The 23,041-nt window shown below is 68.7% G+C and carries 22 protein-coding genes; 8 read left to right on the forward strand and 14 right to left on the reverse strand.

What is annotated here, in order from left to right; genetic code table 11:
* Window positions 1-3: 3 nt before the first annotated feature.
* Together ACNI3K_RS02255 and hisC are read right to left on the reverse strand one after the other, a co-directional pair.
* Window positions 4-1,032: a glycosyltransferase family 2 protein gene (locus ACNI3K_RS02255; protein WP_419390233.1), complete on the reverse strand. Its 1,029-nt coding sequence runs from the start codon at window positions 1,030-1,032 to the stop codon at window positions 4-6.
* Between the two features lie 100 nt (window positions 1,033-1,132).
* Window positions 1,133-2,200: a histidinol-phosphate transaminase gene (gene hisC / locus ACNI3K_RS02260; RefSeq protein ID WP_419390234.1), complete on the reverse strand. Its 1,068-nt coding sequence runs from the start codon at window positions 2,198-2,200 to the stop codon at window positions 1,133-1,135.
* Between the two features lie 35 nt (window positions 2,201-2,235).
* Between hisC and ACNI3K_RS02265 the strand changes: the two genes are divergently transcribed.
* Window positions 2,236-2,622 (forward strand): phage holin family protein, encoded by a 387-nt coding sequence (locus ACNI3K_RS02265; RefSeq protein WP_419390235.1) that lies wholly within the window; start codon window positions 2,236-2,238, stop codon window positions 2,620-2,622.
* Between the two features lie 9 nt (window positions 2,623-2,631).
* Here ACNI3K_RS02265 and ACNI3K_RS02270 read toward each other — a convergent pair whose 3' ends face one another.
* Window positions 2,632-4,110 (reverse strand): PGAP1-like alpha/beta domain-containing protein, encoded by a 1,479-nt coding sequence (locus tag ACNI3K_RS02270; RefSeq protein WP_419390236.1) that lies wholly within the window; start codon window positions 4,108-4,110, stop codon window positions 2,632-2,634.
* Window positions 4,107-4,373 carry a hypothetical protein gene (locus ACNI3K_RS02275; RefSeq protein ID WP_419390237.1) on the reverse strand — a complete coding sequence of 89 codons (267 nt, stop codon included), beginning with the start codon at window positions 4,371-4,373 and terminating at the stop codon, window positions 4,107-4,109. The genes ACNI3K_RS02270 and ACNI3K_RS02275 overlap by 4 nt, the downstream gene beginning before the upstream one ends.
* Window positions 4,374-4,478: 105 nt before the next feature.
* On the opposite strand from ACNI3K_RS02275, the gene purB reads away from it, so the two are divergent.
* Window positions 4,479-5,912 carry an adenylosuccinate lyase gene (gene purB / locus ACNI3K_RS02280; RefSeq protein ID WP_419390238.1) on the forward strand — a complete coding sequence of 478 codons (1,434 nt, stop codon included), beginning with the start codon at window positions 4,479-4,481 and terminating at the stop codon, window positions 5,910-5,912.
* Between the two features lie 172 nt (window positions 5,913-6,084).
* Here purB and ACNI3K_RS02285 read toward each other — a convergent pair whose 3' ends face one another.
* The 3 genes from ACNI3K_RS02285 to ACNI3K_RS02295 form a co-directional block, all read right to left on the reverse strand.
* Complete coding sequence (locus ACNI3K_RS02285) at window positions 6,085-6,972, reverse strand: hypothetical protein (RefSeq protein ID WP_419390239.1); 888 nt, start codon at window positions 6,970-6,972, stop codon at window positions 6,085-6,087.
* A complete protein-coding gene (locus tag ACNI3K_RS02290) occupies window positions 6,972-7,520 on the reverse strand; it encodes a sigma-70 family RNA polymerase sigma factor (protein WP_419390240.1) in 549 nt (182 codons plus the stop codon). Before ACNI3K_RS02290 ends, ACNI3K_RS02285 begins: the two co-directional genes overlap by 1 nt.
* A 172-nt stretch (window positions 7,521-7,692) precedes the next feature.
* A complete protein-coding gene (locus ACNI3K_RS02295) occupies window positions 7,693-8,373 on the reverse strand; it encodes an MOSC domain-containing protein (protein WP_419390241.1) in 681 nt (226 codons plus the stop codon).
* An 81-nt stretch (window positions 8,374-8,454) separates the two neighbouring features.
* On the opposite strand from ACNI3K_RS02295, the gene ACNI3K_RS02300 reads away from it, so the two are divergent.
* The 3 genes from ACNI3K_RS02300 (at window position 8,455) to ACNI3K_RS02310 (ending at window position 13,003) form a co-directional block, all read left to right on the forward strand.
* Window positions 8,455-9,306 (forward strand): CPBP family intramembrane glutamic endopeptidase, encoded by an 852-nt coding sequence (locus ACNI3K_RS02300; protein WP_419391088.1) that lies wholly within the window; start codon window positions 8,455-8,457, stop codon window positions 9,304-9,306.
* Window positions 9,307-9,335: 29 nt separating this feature from the next.
* Entirely contained in the window at window positions 9,336-11,813 is a 2,478-nt protein-coding gene (locus tag ACNI3K_RS02305; RefSeq protein WP_419390242.1) for a flippase-like domain-containing protein, read from the forward strand.
* A gap of 197 nt (window positions 11,814-12,010) precedes the next feature.
* Window positions 12,011-13,003 (forward strand): cytochrome c biogenesis CcdA family protein, encoded by a 993-nt coding sequence (locus tag ACNI3K_RS02310; protein WP_419390243.1) that lies wholly within the window; start codon window positions 12,011-12,013, stop codon window positions 13,001-13,003.
* Between the two features lie 73 nt (window positions 13,004-13,076).
* Here ACNI3K_RS02310 and ACNI3K_RS02315 read toward each other — a convergent pair whose 3' ends face one another.
* The 6 genes from ACNI3K_RS02315 to rpsF all read right to left on the reverse strand — a co-directional run bounded on the left by ACNI3K_RS02315 (window position 13,077) and on the right by rpsF (window position 17,368).
* On the reverse strand, window positions 13,077-13,661 hold the full coding sequence (locus tag ACNI3K_RS02315) for a redoxin domain-containing protein (RefSeq protein WP_419390244.1): 585 nt from the start codon (window positions 13,659-13,661) through the stop codon (window positions 13,077-13,079).
* 104 nt (window positions 13,662-13,765) lie between these two features.
* The gene (dnaB, locus tag ACNI3K_RS02320) at window positions 13,766-15,133 is read right to left on the reverse strand and encodes a replicative DNA helicase (RefSeq protein WP_419390245.1); all 1,368 of its coding nucleotides are present in this window, start codon (window positions 15,131-15,133) and stop codon (window positions 13,766-13,768) included.
* Between the two features lie 676 nt (window positions 15,134-15,809).
* A complete protein-coding gene (gene rplI / locus ACNI3K_RS02325; protein WP_419390246.1) occupies window positions 15,810-16,256 on the reverse strand; it encodes a 50S ribosomal protein L9 in 447 nt (148 codons plus the stop codon).
* Window positions 16,257-16,269: 13 nt separating this feature from the next.
* On the reverse strand, window positions 16,270-16,506 hold the full coding sequence (gene rpsR, locus ACNI3K_RS02330) for a 30S ribosomal protein S18 (protein ID WP_419390247.1): 237 nt from the start codon (window positions 16,504-16,506) through the stop codon (window positions 16,270-16,272).
* A gap of 29 nt (window positions 16,507-16,535) precedes the next feature.
* On the reverse strand, window positions 16,536-17,027 hold the full coding sequence (locus ACNI3K_RS02335) for a single-stranded DNA-binding protein (RefSeq protein ID WP_062137732.1): 492 nt from the start codon (window positions 17,025-17,027) through the stop codon (window positions 16,536-16,538).
* Window positions 17,028-17,077: 50 nt separating this feature from the next.
* On the reverse strand, window positions 17,078-17,368 hold the full coding sequence (rpsF, locus tag ACNI3K_RS02340; RefSeq protein WP_419390248.1) for a 30S ribosomal protein S6: 291 nt from the start codon (window positions 17,366-17,368) through the stop codon (window positions 17,078-17,080).
* A 159-nt stretch (window positions 17,369-17,527) separates the two neighbouring features.
* Between rpsF and ACNI3K_RS02345 the strand changes: the two genes are divergently transcribed.
* Entirely contained in the window at window positions 17,528-18,571 is a 1,044-nt protein-coding gene (locus ACNI3K_RS02345) for a lipid II:glycine glycyltransferase FemX (protein WP_419390249.1), read from the forward strand.
* A gap of 109 nt (window positions 18,572-18,680) precedes the next feature.
* Here the strand turns inward: ACNI3K_RS02345 and ACNI3K_RS02350 are convergent, their stop codons facing one another.
* Window positions 18,681-21,035, reverse strand: a complete 2,355-nt coding sequence (locus ACNI3K_RS02350; protein ID WP_419390250.1) for a transglycosylase domain-containing protein — start codon at window positions 21,033-21,035, stop codon at window positions 18,681-18,683.
* A gap of 242 nt (window positions 21,036-21,277) precedes the next feature.
* Here ACNI3K_RS02350 and ACNI3K_RS02355 point away from each other — a divergent pair, with 242 nt between their 5' ends.
* Both ACNI3K_RS02355 and ACNI3K_RS02360 read left to right on the forward strand, forming a co-directional pair.
* On the forward strand, window positions 21,278-21,886 hold the full coding sequence (locus ACNI3K_RS02355; RefSeq protein WP_419390251.1) for a PadR family transcriptional regulator: 609 nt from the start codon (window positions 21,278-21,280) through the stop codon (window positions 21,884-21,886).
* A 9-nt stretch (window positions 21,887-21,895) separates the two neighbouring features.
* Window positions 21,896-22,987, forward strand: a complete 1,092-nt coding sequence (locus ACNI3K_RS02360) for an inositol-3-phosphate synthase (RefSeq protein ID WP_419390252.1) — start codon at window positions 21,896-21,898, stop codon at window positions 22,985-22,987.
* Window positions 22,988-23,041: the final 54 nt, after the last annotated feature.

The raw sequence follows: 23,041 nt of genomic DNA on the forward strand, positions 1-23,041 counted from the left end.
CCGTCAGCGCCCATGGAAACCACCACGGCCGCGACGCGGACTGACCAAACCTAGCAAACAGCCAACTCCCCAAGAGACCTGGGTAAGCGGGATCACGCCGAGCAGCCGCAGTCGCGCCGAGCGGTCCAGATCGCCGGGCGACACGACGGCTGCTCCCACCCATGCCGCGTACGCGGCGACGGGCAGCGCCGCGACGGTGAGCGCCGCGGTGCGCGCCACACCAGAGACCGCGGGCGCCACGCCCGCAGCCACGACCGCGGCACCAAGCCCTACGACGAACAGCGGCGGCACCAGGTACCTGATGGACACGCGGTCCGGCATGCGTCGCATCAGCTCGCCGCGCCAATGGCCGGAGGCGAAGAACTGCTTGGCCAGCGTGCGGACCGTCGACCGGGGCCGGTACACCACCTCGATCTCCGGCACGAACCACACCGCTCCGCCGTCAGAGCGCAGTCGCTGATTGAGCTCCCAGTCCTCGCCGCGCGACAGGGTCTCGTCGAATCCGCCGACCTCGAGCACCGCGTCGCGGCGGAACACACCCAGATACGCGGACTCGGCCGGTCCTGACGCACCGCCCACGTGATAGATCCCTCCACCGAGGCCAATCCGCGAGTTGTAGGCCCACGCGACGGCACGTTGGAAGGCGGTCAGGCCCTCGGCCCTCATCCGGCCGCCCGCGTTCACGGCGCCGGACTCGCGCAATGCCGCGGCCATGGTGCGCGTGTAGTCGGGCGGCAGCACCGAATGCGCATCGACCCGCACCACGATGTCCCGGGTGGCGGCGGCAAAGCCCAGATTCATGGCGATGGAGATGCCGTTGCGGGGGTTCTCGATGACGGTGATCTCGGGATGGACCGCCGCGAGCTCGTCGATGATCTCGTCGGTGCGATCCGTCGAGGTGCCGCGCACCAGGAAGACCTCAGGGTCCTTCACGCCAACCTGCGAAAGGATGCTCTCGACAGTTGCCCGTACGTAAAGCTCCTCATTCAGCACCGGAACTACGTAGGACACCGCCAAAGTGTCCTGTCCCACCACGTGCACCTCGCGATATTCGGAGAAAGGGCCGCATCGAATGCCCGTCGAGTTCGACAAATTCTAGTGGATGCAATGCAAGCGAATGCGCGATCCGCGTTTACACCTGCGCAAGCGCCGCCAGCAGTGCGTCATTCTCTGCACGTGTGCCGATGGTCACGCGCATGCCCTCGCCGGCGAACGGGCGCACCAAGATGGCCGGCTCCTCCGCCGCGAGAGCCGATGCAATCTCGCCTGTCCGCTCGCCCGCGGGCAGCCAGACGAAGTTGCCCTGCGCGTCGGGAACGTCCCAGCCCGACTCGCGTAGCGCATCGACCACCCGGGCGCGTTCGGCGACGAGCGAGTCGACCCGCTCCAGCAGTTCGTCGCGCGCGGCCAGCGACACGAGCGCCGCAGCCTGGGCGGGAGCAGAGACCGAGAACGGCGTGACGCAGGCGCGCACCGGCGCGATGAGCGCCTCGGATCCGGCGACGTAGCCCACGCGCAGCGCCGCAAGGCCGTACGCCTTGGAGAAGGTGCGCGCGATGAGCAGATTGGGATGGCGGCCCAATGCTGCAAGGCCGTCCACGGTGTCGCCGTCGCGCACGAACTCCACGTACGCCTCGTCGAGCACCACCAGCACCCGGCGGGGTACGGAGGCCATGAGGGTCTCGAACTCGTCGAGCCGCACGGACGGCCCCGTGGGGTTATTGGGCGAGCACAGCAGCATCACGCGCGTGGCCTCCGTGACCGCCGCCGCCATCGCACCCAAGTCGTGGCGCGCATCGGCCGTCAGGGGGACCGTCACCGCGGTCGCGCCGGTCACCGCGGTGAGGATCGGGTACGCCTCGAAGCTGCGCCACGGGAAGATCACCTCGTCGCCGGGGCCGGCGTATGCCTGCAGCACGTGCTGCAGAGCGGCCACCGATCCGCCTCCCACCGCGACCGATGTCGCGCTGAGCCCCAGGTGCTCGCCGATGCGCTCGTGCAACTCCACCGCGAACATGTCGGGGTAGCGGTGTGCGACCTCACCTGCGCCCGCGATCGCGGCCGCGACGGACGGCAGCGGCGCGTACGGCGTCTCGTTCGACGACAGCTTGACGGGCGGAAGCCGATCGGCCTCGCCGCGAGCGCCGGGGACGTACTTGGGAAGCGCGGCGATCGCTGGCCGGGGGCGGGGAAGATTCATGTGCCCAGCATGTCAGGTGTGCCAGACTCGTAGCCATGAAATTCTTGGCTCAAGTGGCGGTCACCGCAGTCGCCGTATGGATCACCTCACTGCTGCCGCTCGACCTGGAGGTCTCCGGGGGTGAGGCCGAGTGGTGGACGCGCGCGCTGGCCTACTTGGGGATCGGCGCCGTCATCGTGCTGCTTAACAGGATCATCAAGCCGATCCTGGCCGTGCTGACGCTGCCGATCACGATCCTCACGCTCGGCCTCTTCGCGCTGGTGATCAGCTGGTTCATCCTGTGGCTCACCGCGTGGCTGTCGTCGTTCGTGGACTTCATGACGCTGTCCGTCGGCGGGTTCTGGCAGACGCTGCTCGCGGCCATCGTGATCGGGATCACCTCGGCCATCATGAGCGCCATCGTGGGGGCGAACCGAGACTGAGGCCTCGCCTCACGGCAACCCTCTGCAGGGGGCCGATGCGCGGGTACCTCGGTCCCGCCGCGTGCGACGCCGCTCGGCGAAGGTAGGCGCGTACTCGCGCCGCGATGCCGTGCCGTCGCCGATGAAGGCGCTGGCTCCCGCGCGCCACGCGGTCATCGAGCCGTGGCGCGACACGTCGGCGGCCCTGCCCGTGGCCGCGTAGCTCGAGACGAGGTGGGCGGAGACCAGTCCGGTCGCGGCTCCCGCGAGAGCAGTGTCGGCCGATGCGCGCAGGTCCGCGACCACCGTCGTGACGTGGGGCCGGTCCCTGGTAGCGCGGCCGTCGAGCTGGTGTACCACCTCCTGCTCGCTCGACAGGTGCAGGTACTGGACGTCCTCACGATGAGCGATCCGGTCCACCGGCGAGCCCGCCGTCAAGACGTGCGTGATGGCGAACTCTGGCGAACCGCTCGCGGCGACCGTGGCCGCGACGATGCCGCCCTGGCTGTGGCCCACGAGCATCACAGGCTCCGTGGGGAGCACGCCTGCGGCTCTCATGGCGTCCCGCACCAGGCGCGCAGCATCGGTGTCGCCGCCCAGCACGGCCGCGGTGTTCGTGCGGTTGTCGAAGGGCGAGGCGGCCGTGACGGAGAAGTCCTGGGTGCCCGGGATGCGGACCACGTGAGCGCGGGAGCCGTCGGCCCTGGCAATCGTGTCGATCGCGACCGCGCCATCTCCGCCAAGGGGCACCTCGTCGATCCCTGCGACCAGGTCAGCAACCCCAGTCGGAGCGGGGCGCTCCGAGGCGCTCCCGATGCGCGGCACGGCACCCGTGTAGCGCGGCTCGTCGCCCATCCACTCGAGAAGGCCCAGCACCGCCGCCAGCGAGCCGACGGACGCCTCGTATTGCGTGGGCAGGGGCCCGCGCGGCGCGTCGAGAGTGCCCAGGACCGCGCCGACGGTGCGCCCATTGAGGTACCCGGTGGTGGGCGGCGGTGCGTCCGGCAACAGCGCGTCCCCGATGCGGTCGTCAACCACGGCGGCGCTCACGAGTCCCAGCGGGCTCAGCTTCCAGGCCACCCCGAGGTTCGTGCGCGCAAAGAACAGCCCCGTGTGGACGAGGTCGGCGCCGGCCCGGCTGATCCACGCGCCGGCACCGATGCGATGCTGGGCCGCCCCCTCCGCTTGCTCGTAGGCGCGCGCGACCGTTGCCAGCCGGGCGCCCGCATCGGCCAGCTCGGCCGCGACGAATCCTGCGCCGCCGGTGCCGTTGAGTGCGTCCGCGACCCCCGCATCGGCCGCGTGGAGGGCTCCCCGCACCGGGGGAAGGGCATCCACCATGGCGCGCTCGAGCCAGAAGACGGCCATGCGCAACTGGCGCGCAGCCTCATCGACCTCGGACGCGGCGCCCTCGAGCGCCCGGCTTGCGCGTTCGAGGTCCTCGGTGAGCGCTGCGTGGCCGCCGGCACCGCCGCCGATGGTGATCGGGGGAGGGGTGCCGGCGCTCACTGCCCGTGCATCCAGGCCAGGGTGCGCGCGCGGTGCCAGTCATCGCGCGCCCAGTCGACCGCCACCATCAGCCGGCGCACCTGAACCTCCATCTCCGCGAGCTCCGATCGGTAGTGCGCGGCCGCTGTCGAGACCCAGTCCACGTCCTGGGCGCCGGCAAGGGACGCAAGCGCGCGCGCCAACGTCGCGTGGGCCTCGTCGAGCGGGTGGCTCGGGAGCAGCAGTGGCGCGGGGGCCGGCGATTCGGTGGCGAGGTCGGTCATGGCTCGACGTTAGGGCGCTCCGCCGCGCGCTCTCGGGGCAGTCGCGCGAGGGTTGTGGATAGTGTCCGGGCCCGCGCGGGGGTGAGCGGGGGCGCGCGTGGAACAATGGTCGCCGTGACCGACTGGAACCCCTCCGCCCTCGTGCCCCTCACCGACGTGGAGCCCGCCATCGCGCTGGGGCCCCTCGACGGCCGCTATCGCCCCGTGGCCGCGCCGCTGGTCGACCACCTCTCGGAGCCCGCGCTCAACCGCGCGCGGCTGCACGTCGAGGTCGAGTGGTTCATCCACCTGTGCTCGACCGATGCTGTGCCGGGCGTGCGTGCGCTCACGGGCGACGAGGTCGCACTGCTGCGGTCGATCCCCGCGACCTTCGGTGCCGACGAGATTGCCGAGCACGCCGAGATCGAGAAGGTCACGGTCCACGACGTCAAGGCCATCGAGTACTTCATCAAGCGCCGGCTCGAGGGCACGTCGCTCGCGGGCTTGAGCGAGCTGGTGCACTTCGCGTGCACGTCGGAGGACATCAACAACCTGTCGTACGCCCTGATGGTCAAGGGTGCGGTCGAGCAGGTGTGGACCCCGGCCGCCGAGTCCTTGGTGGCGGACATCGCGGCGCTCGCGCGCTCGTCCAAGGGGGCGCCGATGCTGTCGCGCACCCACGGCCAGACCGCGACGCCCACCACGCTGGGCAAGGAGATCGCGGTCCTGGCGCATCGTCTCGAGCGCCAGCTCGCCCGCGTTCGCGGCCAGGAGTTCCTGGGCAAGATCAATGGCGCGACCGGCACCTTCGGCGCGCACACGGCCGCCGTCCCCGGCACCGACTGGATCCAGGTGTCGCGCACCTTCGTCGAGGGCCTGGGGCTCACGTGGAACCCGCTGACGACGCAGATCGAGAGCCACGACTGGCAGGCCGAGCTGTACGCGGACGTCGCACGTTTCGGCCGCGTGCTGCACAACCTCGCGACCGACGTGTGGACCTACATCTCGCTGGGCTACTTCGCGCAGGCCGCAGCAAAGGGCTCGATCGGCTCGAGCGCGATGCCGCACAAGATCAACCCCATCCGCTTCGAGAACGCCGAGGCGAACCTCGAGATCTCCGCCGCGCTGTTCGACACCCTGGGTGCGACCCTGGTCACCTCACGACTGCAGCGCGACCTCACCGACTCGACGTCGCAGCGCAACATCGGCGTGGCGTTCGGCCACTCGCTGCTCGCGATCGACAACGTGCGCCGCGGCCTGAAGACGCTGACCGTGAACGAGGCCACTCTCGCCGCCGACCTGGACGCCTCGTGGGAGGTGCTTGCCGAGCCGATTCAGTCGGCGATGCGCGCGGCCGCCATCGCGGGCGTGGCCGGCATGGGGGACCCCTACGAGCGGCTCAAGGACCTGACGCGGGGCCAGGTCATCGACGCCGAAGCCATCCAGAGGTTTGTGGGGTCGCTGCCGCTGCCTGCCGAGACCGCGTCGCGCCTGGCCGCGCTCACACCCGGCTCCTACGTGGGGCTGGCCGAGCAGTTGGTGGACGACTACCTGCGCTGAGTTGCCACCCTCTGCGCTCACCCCAACCCCGCCCAGCGCGACCCCGCCCAGCGCGACCCCACCCAGCGCGACCCCGCGCAGCGCAACCCCGCGCAGCGCGCTGGAGGGACATGAGTGCAGAATCTGCGCCAGATCTTGCACTCATGTCCCTCCAGCGCGCGCGGCACGACCGCTAGTCCGGAATCAAGGACTCGGGTGGCGGGCTCGGCGCCCTCCATTCCGGCACGGGTGTCGCGCGCGGCACGGGCTCGATCCCTGAATCCCACCTCGACGATGGCTCGGGCGTCGGACTCGCGGATCCCGGCGGGCCAGGGGGAGGCTCGGTGGTTGCCGCTGGATGCGCCCACGGGCACGGAGGCGTTGAGGTGACCGAGGCGTCCAGCATGTCGGCCGGTCTGAGGTCGGATGTCTGGGCCGAGTCGACCGTGCGGTAACTGAAGGTGTCGCCGCTCGACCCGAAGTCGATCGAGAAGCGACCCACGTCCGTCCATTCCACCGCCACCGCCTGGTCCGCGCCCTGCTCGTCTGCCGTCGGATCGATCGCCATCTCGGTTCCGTCGGCGAGCGTCACGGTCGCCGCGGCCGCCGAGTCGAGCGTGACGCTCATCAGGTACGCCTGCCGCTGCACGTCCCATATGTAGTACGTGGACGTGTACGGACGGTCCGGGTCGTACTCGAAAGTGGTCGCGGTGTTGGCCATAGCCACAAAGCGCGACTGCCCCGCGCCTGTGGCCTGGGGCGTCGGGTACATCACGTCCCAATACGCTCCTGGATCGATGTCGTCGAACACTGTCTCGGTCAGGCACGCCTTCGCGCTGCTCGAGGGGGTCGCCAGAGGCGTGGCGGGCACCGTGCCCGGGCTCCCGAGCATCGGCACCGCGAGCGCGACCGCGCCCACCGCGCCGAGTCCCGCGACCGCTCCACCCGCGGCGCGACCGCGACGCTTGCGGCGCACCCGTCCGCTCACTGTGTCGCCGTGGCGGGCGGTGAACGCCTCGCCATCGAGCCCCGCCGCATCAGCGTTCACTGACTGCGCCATCATCGATTCGAGCCGGTCCATCACCGGCCTCCCTTCGCGTCGTCCTGCACGGGAGCGTGCTCGCGCTCCGTCTCCCAGTCCGCCTCCGCATCCAGCATTTCGGCAAGCCGGGCCGATGCGTCCGCCAGGTAGCGCTTCACGGTGCCCTCCGCGAGCCTCAGCTCGGCGGCGATCCGTGGCACGGTGAGGTCGTCGTAGAACCGCAGCACCATGCATGCGCGTTGCCGCGGGGGCAACTCCGCGAGCGCGGCGCGGACGTCGAGGACCGCGGCTCGGTCACCGAGTTCTGCGTGGCCTCCCGCCGCCCGAGCCTGGCGCTCGTGAGCGGCCTCTCGGGAACGGCGGGAGCGGTACCGGTCCACGAACACGTGAGGGATGGCCTGCCGCACATAGGCCTCGGCGCGATCCGCGTCCTGGAAGGCGCGGCCCTTCGAGAACGACCGCACCAACGCGTCTTGAAGCACGTCCTCGGCCTCGGCGTCGTCCCGAGTGAGCAGCCTCGCGTAGGCGAGCAGGCGGGGTGTGCGCTGCCGCATCACCTCGTCGAGCACCGGCTCCCACCGCGCCATCGCCACTCCATTCGCTCGTCAGAACCATCCCACTTACTCCCTGACAACGGAGCGGCAGCCGGTAATCGTTGGGTCGTGCCCCGCCACTGCGCGCTACAGGGACATGAGTGCGAGATCCGGCTCGAATCCTGCACTCATGTCCCTCCAGCGCGCGGCGAAGGGGGTGGCGCTGCTAGAGCAACTCCACCGAGTCGCCCACCGCGATCTCGCCCGGGGCGACCACGTCCAGGTAGATCGCCACGCGCATGTCACGCTCCGCACCCAGAGCCTTGAGCCAGCGGGTAGTGGTGTCCACGCCGTCCTGCGCCAGATCAATCGTGCGGCAGCGCTTGACCCGCCCGGCGGGCCTGAACACCACGTCGCCGATGCGCACCTGACCCGTCCAGGCTTCCTCCTCGAAGGGCTCCGACGTGGCGACCACGATGTTGGTGCGCAGCCGGCGCGCATCGGCATCGACGCCCAGCTCGCGCGCGCACCACTCGAGAGTCGCGGTGCCGATAAGCGACACGGCGCCGTCGTCGAAGTGGGGCAGGTCCGTCTCGGAGGCGACGGCTACGGGAGCGGCCAGCCTGTCGCTCAGCCACGCGTCGAGTTCCGGCTCGCCCACCAGGCCGTGACGCCCGCCCGGCCCTGTCACCACGACGCCGAGCGCCTCTGTCCGTGCACGGAACTCGAACACCCCGTCACGGCGCACCAGGCGCTGGGTGTTCTTGCCCGAGGCCAGTCGCGAGTCTGCGTCCCTTACCGCGTAGGCCCGGTCTCCCTCAAGTCCGCGCTGGCCCACCGCGACGGACTCGAGGGGCTCGCCGCCCATCGACTTCACGGGATATCGGCGCAGTGTCGTGACGTGCATGCGGTCAGGCTATCCGGCCGATGCGCGGGCTAAGGGGGCGGGCACGGGTTCCAGCGGTCGGTCGTTAGGGTGAGCGTGACCATGGACGACCACGCAGATAGCCGCGCTGCCGCGCCGGAGCCAGCCCCCGCATCGGCCGCAAGGGATGCTGAGGACCCGGTCGGCGCACAGCCAAGTCGCCGCAGGCTGCGCGCCGAGGTGCTCATCGTGCTCGGGCTGTCGCTGGGCTACTACGCGATCACCGCCACGCTGCGCCTGATCGAGCGCTACCTCGCGGAGCCGTCGATCGGGCAGCAGACCACTCAGCTGAACCAGTCGCGCTCCGACATCGACTACCTGGACCTGATCCAGCAGGTGGTGCGCCAGCTGTACTTGCTCATGCCTGTGGCACTGGTGCTGTTCCTGCTGAGCGCGGGCGGCAAGAGCGCGCTGCGACGGCTCGGCATCACGGGGCACGAGCACTCGGCGTGGAGGGACCTGGGGCTGGGGCTCGGACTGGCGGCCGCGATCGGCCTGCCCGGGCTCGCGCTGTACGCGGCGGGGCGGGCGATCGGCCAGACCGTGCGCATCGACACCTCGGGACTGCCCGATGCGTGGTGGGCGGCCACGATCCTGCTGTTCTCTGCGGCGGTGGCGGGCGTGCTGGAGGAGACCATCGCCGTGGGCTACCTCGTCACTCGGCTCAAGGAGATGCGGTGGTCGGCGACCGGGGCGATCGTCGCATCGGCCCTACTTCGTGGCGCATATCACCTCTATCAGGGCTGGCCGATGGCGCTCGGCAACGTCGTGATGGGGCTCGTGTTCGCGTGGGTGTTCCACAGGACAGGCAGGCTCGGACCGCTGATTCTGGCGCACTGGACTCTCGACGCCGTGTCCTTCATCGGACCCGAGCTAGTGCCCGAGGAGTGGCTTGTGGAACTCGGGGTCGCCTGATCGCGCGACGCGACTCATAGACTCGCCCCATGGCCGCGGACACCTCGACGCAGGAGAGTCCCGCGACCGACCCGCTGGACGGCGTCATCATCCACGACGAGCCCGAAACCAGGGTTCACCGCATCGCCGACCTGATCGCTGCCAGCGGCACGGTCATCGCGATCGTCGCGGTGCTGCTGCTGGGGGCATACAGCCTCGAAACCACGCAGGGATTCACGGAGGATGTGCGCGGCATCTCGCGACTGCTGCAGCGCCTGCTGGTCGCTCCGGTCAACATCTTCTCCGGCGTCGTCACGCTGATCGTGCCCGCCGCCGTCATCATCGATCTGGCCGTGCGCCGCGAGCCGCGCCGCATCCTCGAGGTGCTGGGCGCCGCCGTGCTCGCCTTCATCGCGACCGTCATCGCGATCACCACCACACGCGAGTTCGGCGCCGTGGAGCTGGTGTCGAGCCTGTCGGTCCGTAGCGCCGAGGGGGAGCTGGTCATCCAGTTGCCGGCGTATCTGGCTGCCGTCTCCGCGATGCTCACCGCCGCCGGGCTGCGCACCACGCGCCGCGTGCTGTCAATCTCGTGGTCACTGCTGTGGGTCGCCGCCGCCGTGGGCGTCATCTCCGGGATCGTCACGCTGCCGGCCGCCATCACGGTCGTGCTGATCGGCCGCGTCACCGGGCTGCTGCTGCGGTGGGCGCTCGGCTCCACCGCTGACCGCGCCTACTCCGAATCGCTCGTGGACGGCATTCGCCGCGCGGGCTTCGAGCCTCGTCGCCTCGTGAGGGCCGATGCGCGGGGCGCCTACCAGCCGGCCGACGTCGACGACGTCTCCGCGGCGATCGGCCGCACGCGCTCGGGTCGCGTCTACGCGGTCACCACAGTCGAGGGCCACCACCTGATAGTCAATGCGCTGGACGGAGACCAGCACACCGCGGGCTTCTTGGCGAAGTTCTGGGGAACCATCCGGTTCCGCGGCGTCGACACCCGCGCGGAGATGAGCCTGCGACACACCGCAGAGTCGACCGCACTGGCCTCGCACGCCGCGCGCACGGCGGGCGTGCGCACCGCGCGGGTGCTCGGCATGAGCCAGGCCCGCGACACCATGATCACCGTGTACCAGCGGCCCGTCGCCTCGCGCGCCCTGTGCGACACCGACCCCGACGACGTGACCGATGAGATGCTCGACGCGATCTGGGCCGAGGTCAGTCGCGCACACGATGCCGGCATCGCCCACCGGGCCCTGAGCGCGCACACCATCCTGGTCGGCGAGGACGACGGCACCAGCGCCCCGATCGTGTGGCTCACCACCTGGGAGATGGGCGAGGTCGCGGCATCGCGGCTGTCCCGGCGCATTGACGACGTGCAGGTGCTCGCCGCGACCGCGGCCATCGTCGGTCCCGGGCGTGCGGTGGCGGCTGCGTTCCGTGCGCTCGACGACGACGTGATCGAGCAGGTCGCCCCGCTGCTGCAGTTCATCGTGCTCCCACGTGAGACGCGCCAGTCGGTCAAGGCGCACGACAAGCTGCTTCCTCAACTGCGCACCCTGATCGTCCAGCGCATCCCCGATGCAAACACCGAGCAGCAGAACATCGCCCGGTTCGGGTGGCGCACAGTGTTCACGGTCGCCGCCGCCGTCATCGCGGGCGGGATCCTCATCGCAGGGTTCAACGCACAAGAGGTGGTGGCGGCGCTCCGCGAGGCCAACGCGTGGTGGATCGTAGGGGCGTTCCTCTGGTCGTTCCTGACCTTCATTGGGGCGGCCCTCGTGATGATCGCGTTCTCGCCCATCAAGCTGCCGTGGTTCCGAGTGGTCATGGTGCAGGTCGCCGCCGCCTACATCGCACTGGCCGTGCCTGCGGGCGTGGGGCCTGCGGCATTGAACCTGCGGACCCTCACCAAGCGGCGGGTCGCTGGCCCGATCGCCGTCGCCACCGTCGCTCTCGTGCAGGTGAGCGCGATCGTCGTGACCGTGTTGGGTCTGCTGGTGCTGACGCTCGTCACGGGCTCCGAAGGCACTCTCGCGGCGCTGCCCTCCACGGCGGTGCTGCTGGGAATCGGCACGGTCGCCGCCGTGGTCGTGCTGGCGCTCTTGGTGCCGCCGGTACGTCGCTGGTCCTCCGCGAAGGTCATGCCGCCGCTGCGCCAGACGTGGCCGAGGTTGGTGCAGGTGCTGGGCCAGCCCATGCGACTCCTGCTCGGGGTGGGAGGAAACCTCCTACAGACCGGCGCATACGTGGGCGCGTTCTATTGCACGCTCCAGGCTTTTGGTCAGGAACTCGCCGTCATCGACGTCGCCGTGCTGTTCTTCCTGTCGAACGCGGCGGGCGCAATCGTCCCCACGCCCGGTGGTCTCGGCGCAGTCGAGGCGGCGCTCATCGGCGGCCTGTTCTCGGCGGGGATCCCCGTGTCTGTCGGTACCCCGGTGGTGATCATCTATCGGTTGATCACATACTGGGCCCGGGTGCCCCTGGGCTACGCGGCGCTGACGTTCCTGCAGCGAAAGGGCGAGTTGTAGCCTCTCGCTGTGCGCACTGCTCCGTGACGACGCGGCTGACGATTCTGGGCTGATCGCGCTTGGCCCGTCAGTTCTGTCGCGTAATGTGCCTCCCACCGTCGATGGTGGATCTACTCGCACCCATCCGAACCCTTCGCCGCACCGAATCGAGGACGAAGCAACGAGTCGGCTTTCCATGCGCCACGAAGGGGACATCCATGATCGACGCCAGCGTCGCCGCCTACGTGCTGTTGCTCGGAGCCGTGGCCGCCTTCAACCCGTGCGGCTTCGCGCTACTCCCGGCGTACATCACCGTGATCGTCACGGGCAGCGCCGATGCGGGAGTCACCCGCGCGGTCGCCCTCCGCCGAGCGGTGGGCTTCGGCCTGGCGATGACCCTGGGCTTCATGGCCGTGTTCACCGGGTTCGGGCTGCTCTTCGGCGCCGTCAGCCTGGGCCTGCAGGGATCGGTGCTGCCGTACGTCTCGTACGTCACCGTCGTGATTGGCGCCGTGCTGATCTGGCTAGGCATCGTGATGCTCAGGGGCGGCCAGCTGCGCAGTCCGGGGCTGCGGGTCTCGAGCGGCGCTCCACGGCGCGCATTCTGGTCGCAGGTCGGGTACGGCGCGTCGTTCGCGGTCGCGTCCCTCAGCTGCACCATCGGCCTGTTCCTGGCCGTGGTGGCGCACGCGCTCTCCGCCACCAATCCGGCCGGCGCTGTGACGCCGTTCGTGATCTACGGCGCGGGCATGGGGGCCTCGGTCCTCGCGATCTCGATGATCGCCGCGGTCGCTGGGGCTGCCGCCGCTGCCGCCATGCGCCGCCGCACACCGTTGCTGATGCGGATCGGCGGTGGACTGATGGTCGTCGCGGGACTGTATGTCTTGGTGTTCGGCCTCGCGGAAGTGCTGCCCCGGCACGGCGTCGACGTCCTGAATCCCGTACTGAGCTCCACCGCACAATGGCAGTCCGGAATGGCGTCGTGGATCGAGTCATGGGGCACCGTGGCGCTCGTCGTGTTTGTCTCGGTCATCGCGCTGGCCACCGTCGCCATCCTGGTCGCCGCCCGGCTGCAGGGCGGCGACACCCCCTCTGCGCAGGAGCCCGAGGGCGCGGCTGGCGTCTCGCGTTCACCCGCCGGCCCGGCCGCCCTGGCCAAGGCCGATGCCTCGACCCTCGACGCCATGCGGCGAGCGGCCCGACGGGGTTAGCCGATCCGGCCGTCGCACTCGCGACCGCCGATTGAGCTGCACGAGCCCGGTCCCGCGATCAGGCGCCGGCGAGTCAGCTGGCGGCCATCTCCTCGGCACGCTCGAGGATGTCCTCGGCCTTGAGGCCCGAGCCGGCCCTGGTCCCGGTGCCGTCGTCATTGACGAATACGAACGCGGGCTGCTGAAGGACGCCGAACGCCTCCCAGATCTCGCCGTCCATGTCCATCACGTGCGTGACGTCCCCGGTGCCGGTCCAGTCGAGGAACTCCTCCATCGCAGCCACATCGTCGCTGCGGCCCGCGATGCCCACCATCTCGACGCCCTCGGGAAGCTCCGCTATGGCCTGCGACACGTGCTCCTTGCCCTCGACCATGCACGTGGGGCACCACGGTGCCCAGAACCACAGGATCACGTCGCGTCCACGTAGCGTCTCACCGTCCAGCATCTCTCCCGAGACGGTCTGCGCCTCGAACGCGAAGGGGCTCTCCGGCGCCTCGGAAGCGCTGGGCGACGGTGACGGAGAACTCGACGGCGTAGCCCCGGGCGTGCCGGACTCCATCGCGCCAGAGGCAGGCGCCTCCGCATCGGCGCTCGCACATCCCGCGAGCGTCAGTCCCGCAGCAATGATCCCGGCAGTCCACTGAAAGCTTCCACGCATGTCGTCCTCCTCGACACCGGCGCGGGCGGTCCCGCGCATCACGGCAGGCATTCGGAGCGGCCGATGCGCCGGTTGGGTTCCGCCACCCGGCTCTCCTTCGAGGGCTACAGGTCGGGCGCCATGTCCGCGAAGTGCGCGTAGTCCTTCTTGAACGCCACCGCGATGGTGTCAGTGGGGCCGGCGCGGTGCTTCGCGACGATGAAGTCGGCCTCGCCCGGGCGGTTGTCGCGGTCGTAGGCGTCATCGCGGTGCAGCAGGATCACGATGTCAGCATCCTGCTCGATCGCGCCGGACTCACGCATGTCGGAGAGCATGGGCCGCTTCTCGGTGCGCTGTTCGGCGCCACGGTTCAACTGCGAGATCGCGATCACGGGGACCTCGATCTCCTTCGAGAGCAGCTTGAGCGCACGAGAGAACTCGGAGACCTCCTGCTGACGCGACTCGACCTTGCGGCCGGAGCTCATCAGCTGGAGGTAGTCGACGACCACCAGCTCGAGCCCGTGCTGCTGCTTGAGACGCCGGCACTTGGCGCGGATCTCCATGAGCGACATGTTCGGAGAATCGTCGATGAACAGCGGCGCCTTCGACACCTTGGCGGCCGTCTGGGCCAGCCGCTCCCAGTCGTTGGGGCCCATCGGCCCCTTGGTGAGCTTGGAGAGCTTGACCCCGGCCTCGGCGGACAGCATGCGCTTGGTGATCTCCTCCCGGCTCATCTCGAGCGAGAAGATCACTGAAGGCTTGCCATGCTTGATGGAGGCCGAGCGCGCGATGTCGAGCCCGAGGGTCGACTTGCCGATCGCGGGACGGGCGGCGAGGACGATCATCTGCCCCGCCTGGAAGCCTCCCGTGAGCTCGTCGAGATCGCGGAACCCCGTGGGGATCCCCAGCATCTGGCCGTCGCGGTTCGACGACGCCTCGACCTGCTCGAGCGTCTGCTCCATGACATCGCCGATGGCGAGGTAGTCCTCGGAGTTGCGGCGCTCCGTGACGGAGAAGATCTCCGCCTGCGCGCCGTCGACGACCATGTCGACCTCGACCCCGTCGGAGTCGTAGCCCATGGCGGCGATGCGGGTGCCGGCCTCGACCAGGCGGCGGAGGATGGACTGCTCTCGCACGAGCCGCGCGTAGTAGCCGGCGGAGGCGGCGGACGGCACGATGGCGATCAGGGTGTGGAGGTACTCGGCGCCGCCGATGCGGCCCAGCTGGTTGGTGCGCTGCAGCTCGGCGCTGACCGTGAGGGCGTCCACGGGATCGCCGGAGTTGTAGAGCTTCACCGCGATGTCGAAGATGGTCTCGTGCGCGGGCTTGTAGAAGTCGTCGCCACGCACGGACTCGATGACGTCGGCCATCGCGTCCTTGGACAGCAGCATGGACCCGAGGACGCTCTGCTCCGCCTCCACGTTCTGGGGCGGGAGACGGTCATACGTGTTTCGCTCTGGGCCGTAGGCCGCTTCGAGCTCGTCAACCGACATGCGTCTGGGAACGTCCTCTCACTGCTGTTGTCACTGCTGGAACCGGAACGGAGTTGTCTCGGCATCGTTGCCACGAGTGTCCCTCGTCGGTCTGACACGCAAACCTAGGGGCGCCGGCGCGGCGGCACAAGTCGGGTGCAGTGCCGTCGGTGGACAACCCGTGGAGACACGCCGTGTGCACAGTGGACGACCTGTGGATGAACCCGGGGTACCCCTGTGGACGAGCATGTGGATGAGCGATCACATTTGTCCCTGTCGTCACCTCTACCTGGGAGAATAGGGGTCACCCCCTTGGGGAGAACTCCTGGGAAAAACAGCCCGGCGTGTCGCGTGCTGGCGTGTCGGAGTGATGTTATCCACACCGCAGCATCGTCCCTGGTGGATAGACCACTGCCGGCGCGCTGACCCCACGACGTCCGCCGCGCCCGCCAAAGTGTGCACCGACCGGTCATGCCCTCAACGCACTCCGGGCGGCGGTTCAGCCACTTCTGCACGCGGCTGTGACAGATGGGCCTGGCGTGACTTGTGGGAAGACTCTGCTGCCGCATCCCCCCGCACGTCATACCCGTGTGCAGGAACGACACGGGTCCGGACATAGCAAAGGCCCCGGTCAGCAGCCCCTGTGAGGGAACTCCTGGCCGGGGCCCGCGCTGTGCCTGTGGCTCAGCGGTACGTGCTACTTGGCCGCGACGACCTGGAGTTCGACGGTGGCCGTCACCTCGTCGTGCAGAGTGACCTGCACGGAGTAGGTGCCGGTCGCCTTGATCGCCTGGCCGATGTGGATGCGACGCTTGTCGACCTTGGCGCGGTCGCCGATGGCGTTCGCGACGTCGGCCGGTGTCACGGCGCCGAAGAGACGACCGGACTCGCCGGCCTTCGCCTCGACCTTGACGGGGTTCGACTGCAGCGAGTCACGGGCCGCCTGGGCCTCCTCGGTGCTGGCGATCTCCTTGTCGCGACGCGCCTTGCGCATCGAGTCGATCTGCTTCTCGGCACCCGCGGACCACGGCGTGGCCAGGTTGCGAGGGACGAGGTAGTTGTTCGCGTAACCGTCCTTGACGTCCACGACGTCACCCGCGACGCCGAGACCGGAGACCTCGTGGGTCAGAATGAGCTTTGCCATGTCTAACCCCCGATCAGCGGCCGGAGCCGGCGTAGGGGAGCAGGGCCATCTCGCGTGCGACCTTGATGGCGCGCGCGATCTCGCGCTGCTCCTGGGTGGACACTCCGGTCACGCGGCGCGAACGGATCTTCCCGCGGTCGGAGATGAACTTGCGCAGCAAGGCGGTGTCCTTGTAGTCAACGGTCTTGACCTTGGCCGCCTTGAGAGGGTTCACCTTCTTGCGGGGCTTACGAATGTCGGGCTTGGGCATTGTTGGTACTCCTGAAGTGGATCAGTGCTTTAGAAAGGGGGCTCGTCGGACGCGGGGGCCGTGGCCCACGGGTCGTTCGAGGAGCCGCCTGCCGGCGCGGAGCCGCCACCGCCACCCGAGAATCCACCCTGGCCGCCGGAGCCGCCAGAGCCACCTGAACGCTGCGTACGCGTCACCTTGGCGGTGGCGTAACGCAGGCTGGGGCCAACCTCGTCGACCTGGATCTCGTTGACGGTGCGCTTCTCACCGTTGGCCTCCCACGACCTCGACACCAAGCGGCCGGTCACGATGACCCGCATGCCCTTGGTGAGGGATTCGGCCACGTTCTCCGCGGCCTCGCGCCACAGAGAGCAGCGCATGAACAGGGTTTCTCCGTCCTTGAACTCGTTCGTCTGTCGATCGAACGTGCGTGGGGTGGACGCCACCGTGAAGTTGGCCACCGCCGCGCCGGACTGGATGAATCTCAGTTCCGGGTCGCCGGTCAGATTGCCCACGATGGTGATCGGAGTCTCGCCTGCCATGTGAATTCCCTAAAGTGTCGTGTCGTGTTCGGTTGCAGTCGGGAGAGGCGCTACTTGGCTTCTGGGCGCAGCAGCTTGGTGCGAAGAATCGACTCGTTGAGGCTGAGCTGACGCTCGAGCTCCTTGGCCGTGGCGGATTCCGAGGTGAAGTTGATCACCGCGTAAATGCCGTCGTTCTTCTTCTTGATCGGGTAAGCCAAGCGACGGCGGCCCCAGATGTCGAGCTTGTCGACGGTGCCGCTGTCTCCTGTGATCACCTTCAGGTACTTGTCGAGCGATGGCTCGACCGTACGCTCATCGACCTCTGGGTCGAGAATGACCATCATTTCGTACTGACGCATCGAATACCCACCTCCTCTGGACTAATGCGGCCACGGACGTTCCGTGGCAGGAGGGTTGATGCCTGCGACCCGCTCGCCATAGGGGCGGGAGGGCCAGCGACAAGGATACCGTGCGTGGGCGTCGCGGGGGAATGGTTGTCCACAGGTAGCGTGGGCGGGGTGAGCAACAGACGGAAGATGCGCGTGGAAGAGGTCTCCGACGACCAGTTTCTGGAACTGGCCAAGGGGTCCGGGGAGCCCGTGCCGATCGAGCAGTCCCCGGCGTGGGATGCCTACGACGAGTCCGTCCCCGCGCGCTCGTTCTGGCGGCGACTCGCGATCATGGACGGCGACAGGCCGGTGGCCGTGATCGCGCTCACCGAGTATGCCGGCCGCGGCTTCCAGTACCTGTGGGCCAAGCACGGGCCGATCTGGATCGCTGACCAGACGCCCGGAGCCGAGCGCGCCCTGCGGCTCGCCCTGCGCGCGTACATCGCGGCCGAGGCGCCGCACATCGTGTTCGCGCGCATCCACGCTCGCCACCGCGCGGCCGACCTGAACGAGCTGTTGCAGACCGTCACCTACGACCGCACCGTCGTCATCGACCTGACGCCGGACGAGGACGACATCTTCGCGTCGTTCGCCAAGCGCCGCCGCACGGGAATCCGCAAGGCGCTGCGGGACGACAACTTCGAGCTCACCGACGAGTCCGGACTGACTCGCGAGGCCTTCGGCGAGCTCTACGCGATCTACGAGGAGACGGCCGAGCGCGATGAGTTCGGCATCTACGACGCGGACACCTACTACGCCATGGTCGCCGCGCTCGGCCAGTACGCACGGGTGTTCGTCGCGCGTCGCACGGACTCCGGAACGGCCGATGCGCCGCTCGAGCCCGGCCGCGCCGTCGCCTGGGTCATCGTCACCAGTTACGACGGCAAGGCGATGAGCTACTACGCCGGCGCGAATCACGAGGCCCGTGGCACCAACGCAGTGATGCTGCTGCGCTGGCACGTCATGCGGGTGCTGAAGGCAGAGGGCGTGACGAAGTACGACCTCATGGGGGTCGACTCGGACCGGGCGCCGCAGCTGAAGAGCGTGGGCGACTTCAAGCGCCAGTTCGCAGACGAGGTGGAGGTGGACGGCGCGTGGGACGTGGCCGTCAAACCCCTGCGCTACCGAGCCCTCACCCTCGCGCTGCGCCTCAAGCGCCTGCTGAAGCGCTAAGCCGTACCCAGCGCGCGCATCGGCCGGATGCCGGCGCGCTGAAGGGACATGAGCGCGGAATCTCGCGTTCCTCGTGCACCCATGTCCCTCCAGGACGCAACGGGGGAGCCTAGGGCTCCTCTGGAGTGACCGTGGGCGTCGGCTCAGGCTCCGTCTCGGTGGGAGTCGGAGTGGGCGTCGGCTCAGGCTCGGGCTCCTCCGGCTCAGGTTCCGGCTCCGGCTCCGTCTCGGTGGGAGTCGGCGTGGGAGTCGGCGTGGGAGTCGGGGTGGGCTCTGGCTCGGGCGGCGGGGGCGGCGGGTTCAGCCGCTCGCCCACGTTGGCGCGCGGCGGGAAGTCCACGACCTCCATCGACTCGAGGATGGGCTCCATCATCCAGGTCCATACGCGTGTGGGAATGGTCGAACCCGTGATCTGCGAGAAGCCACCGAACGGAGTGATCTGCTCCGCGGCACCGTCCTCGCCGACCTGGTAGAGCGACACGGCACCGACGATCTGCGGCGAGAACCCCACGAACCAGGCCGAGCGGTTCTCGTTGGAGGTTCCGGTCTTGCCCGCGAGAGGACGGCCGATCTGGTTCGCGAACTCGCCGGACCCGTTCTCCACGACCTGCTGCATCGCATACGTGGTGTCCGCGATGACGTCCTCGTCGAATGCGCGCTCACCCTCAACTTCGTGCTCGTAGACGAGGTCGCCAGAGGAGTCCGTCACGGTCTGCACCAGGTACGGCTCCTTGCGCACACCACCACTCGCGATGGTCGCGTAGGCCGCCGCCATGTCGATGGCGTGCGGCGACGCGTCGCCGAGCACGTTCGACGGATTCGCCTCGAGCCCCAGCGTGTCCTCCGGGACTCCTGCGGCGATCGCGGTGTCCATCACGACCTGGGGGGTGATCTCCAGGCCCAGCTGGACGTACGCGGTGTTCACCGAGCTCTGGGTCGCGCGCACCAGGTCGATGCTGCCGTAGTCGACCTCCCCGAAGTTGCGCACGGGCCTGTCGAAGCCCTCGAACTCCATCTCGTGGTTGGACACGAACTGAGTGTCCAGGCTGATGCCGCGCTCGAGTGCGCCGATGAGCGCGAAGGGCTTGAACGTCGATCCCGCCTGCGCGACGTCCTGGGTGACGGCGTTGCGCTGGATCTCGAGATAGTCGGGGCCCCCGTACATCGAGGTGACGGCGCCTGACTCGGCATCCATGGTCAGCGCGGCCACCCGTAGGTTGTCGGCGTGGTCTTCCGGCATCTGGGCGACCGCCTCTTCCGCGGCGGTCTGGTGCTCCGGCACGATGGTGGTGATGATCCGGTACCCCAGCGACTCGATCTCCTCGGTGGAGACGCCGCTGCGCTCGGCCACCTCGTCCATGGCGGCGCGCAGGATGTAACCCTCGGTGCCCTCGTACACATCGTCGTTCTGGTACTCGATGGGCTCGGGGAACTCAGTGAACTCGTCGCGCTCGTCCTGCGTGAGGAACTCGGCGTCGACCATGCCGTCGAGCACATAGTTCCACCGCTGTTCGGCGCGCTCGGGGTCGATCCGCGGATCCCAGTTGCTGGGTGCGGGGATGATGCCCGCCAGCATCGCGGACTCGGACAGCGTGAGGTCTGCGGCCGGCTTGCCGTAGTACTGATCCGCCGCGGCCTGGATGCCGTAGGCGCCACGGCCGAAGTAGATGGTGTTGAGGTAGTTGCCCAGCACCTCCTCCTTGGACTGCTCCTGGTCGATCTTGAGCGCCAGGAGTGTCTCCTCGATCTTGCCGGGGATGGAGGTGGTGGTCTCGCCCACGTAGTAGCGCTCCACGTACTGCTGGGTGATCGACGAGCCGCCCTGCTGCTCATTCATCACCACGGTGCGGAACAGCGCGCGCGTCATGCCCACCACGTCGATGCCGGGGTTGGTCCAGAAGCTGCGGTCCTCCGCAGCGACCACCGCGTTGCCCACGTGATCCGGCAGCTCGCCGAACTCGACCACCTCACGGTTCGCAACCCCGAGCCGTCCGATCTCGGTCTCGCCGTCGGCATAGTAGAAGGCGGAGGCCTGCGCCTGCGCGAAGTCATCGGGCTCAGGAACCTCGAGGCTCGTGTACTTGATGACCAGGGCGATGATGCCGATCAGCGCGACCGCCAGGCCCGCGATGAGCGCCCCGAAGCCGATGCGGCGCAGCCATCGCTTCCAGCGTGGCTGGTCGGCGCGCTTGGAGCGCTTGCCGCCGCGGCCCTTTCCTCCGCCGCCGCCCTTGCCCCCGCCTTTGGCGTTCGACTTGGCTCCGGCGGAAGACGCCGCAGTCCCGGAACCCTTGCGCGCCGGCTGACCGGTGGCGCTCCACGGCGGGATGCCGTTGGCGGGCGCGGACTTGCTCGCATTGGTGCGCTGCACGCCGGTGGATGAGCGCGTGGGCTGCGGCCCCGTGGGGGTGCGCGTGCTCCTGCGCTGCGGCTTCTGTCCGTTCGGACGGCTCGATTCAGTCACAATCCATCACCCTAGGCAGATCGGGGCGGGCGCGTGTCGCGGCCCGCCGTCGCACTGGCGCTTGGATGCGGCCGATGCGGTGGTCAGTTCAGTAACGCGCGGCACCCTCCATTCGTGGCGTGCCGCGCGAAAACTCGTCTTGCGATGTATCGTGTCGATACAACCTGCTGCTATGTTAATCGCCTGACCAGCCGGACCTTGCCGCTGAGGCGACAACCGCATCGGCCGGATGAGGAACGACCATGACGAGAGGAGTGCCCGTGGCCAAGACCGACGTGCTGTCGCTGGCAATCCTCGGCATGCTCTCCGAGCAGCCGCTGCACGGGTACCAGATCCGCAAGCGGCTCGGCAGCGAGCTCGGCCCGTTCCGCGCGCTCAGCTATGGCTCGCTCTACCCGGGTCTCAAGCGCATGGTCGCGGCGGGGCTCATCGCCACCGACGACAGTGATGACAGCGTGATCCGCGCCGCGGCCTCCAAGCGCTCGCGCATCTCGTACCAGCTGACCGAGGCCGGCAAGGCTCGTCTTGAGGAGGAGCTCGCCAGCTCCGGCGCATCCTCGTGGGACGACGACGCGTTCGACGTGCGCTTCTCGATGTTCGAGCGCACCGACTCCGCGACACGCCTGCGCATCCTCGAGGGCCGCCGATCCCGCCTCGCCGAGCGCCTGGAAGAGGTCTCGGAAGGGCTCCAGCGCGTGCGCGAACGCCACGACGCATACACGACTGAACTGCACCGCCACGGCCTGGAACGGGTCGAGCGGGAGGTCGAATGGCTCGACCGACTCATCGAGAACGAACGATCCGCGCCCCGCGGAGACACCAACCGATCCGCTTCCGCGGGCAACAACTAAGGAGTAATCATGGCCGCATTGAAGGTCGCCATCGTCGGCGTCGGAAACTGCGCCACGTCGCTCATTCAGGGCGTGGAGTTCTACAAGGACCGCCAGGACGGCGAGACCGTCCCCGGCCTCATGCACGTCCAGTTCGGCGATTACCACATCTCGGACATCGAGTTCGTGGCGGCATTCGATGTCGACTCGCTCAAGGTCGGCAAGGAGCTCGTCGAGGCCACTGAGGCTTCCGAGAACAACACCATCAAGATCTGCGACGTCCCCAAGACGGATATCCAGGTGCAGCGCGGCCACACCCTCGACGGACTCGGCAAGTACTACCGCGAGACCATCACGGAATCGGACGATGCCCCCGTCGACATCGTGCAGGTCCTCCGCGAGACCGAGGCCGACGTCATGGTCTGCTACCTGCCCGTCGGTTCCGAAGAGGCCGCGAAGTACTACGCGCAGTGCGCGATCGACGCAAACGTGGCTTTCGTCAACGCCCTTCCCGTGTTCATCGCCTCCGACCCCGTGTGGGCCAAGAAGTTCGAGGACGCGGGCGTGCCGATCGTCGGCGACGACATCAAGTCCCAGGTGGGCGCAACCATCACGCACCGCGTAATGGCCCGCCTGTTCGAGGACCGCGGCGTGGCACTGGACCGCACGTACCAGCTGAACGTCGGCGGCAACATGGACTTCAAGAACATGCTCGAGCGCGACCGGCTGGAATCCAAGAAGGTCTCCAAGACCCAGGCAGTGACCTCGAACCTCGAGGGCGCCCTCAAGGGACTGACCGATTCGCGCAACGTGCACATCGGCCCGTCGGACTACGTCGCGTGGCTCGACGACCGCAAGTGGGCATACGTGCGCCTCGAGGGCCGCGCCTTCGGCGAGGTGCCCCTGAACCTCGAGTACAAGCTCGAGGTGTGGGACTCGCCTAACTCCGCCGGCATCATCATCGACGCGATCCGCGCCGCCAAGATCGCCAAGGACCGCGGAGTGGGCGGGCCGATCCTGTCGGCCTCGACCTACTTCATGAAGTCGCCGCCGGTCCAGATGGAGGACTCGAAGGGCCGCGTGCAGCTCGAGGCCTTCATCGCGGGGGACACCGAGCGCTGAGTCTGTCTCACTAGTCGCACGCAGAAGGGGGGGGCCACCATAAGGTGGCCCGGC

The sequence above is a fragment of the Demequina ureilytica genome (assembly GCF_048553575.1).
GTDB lineage: Bacteria > Actinomycetota > Actinomycetes > Actinomycetales > Demequinaceae > Demequina.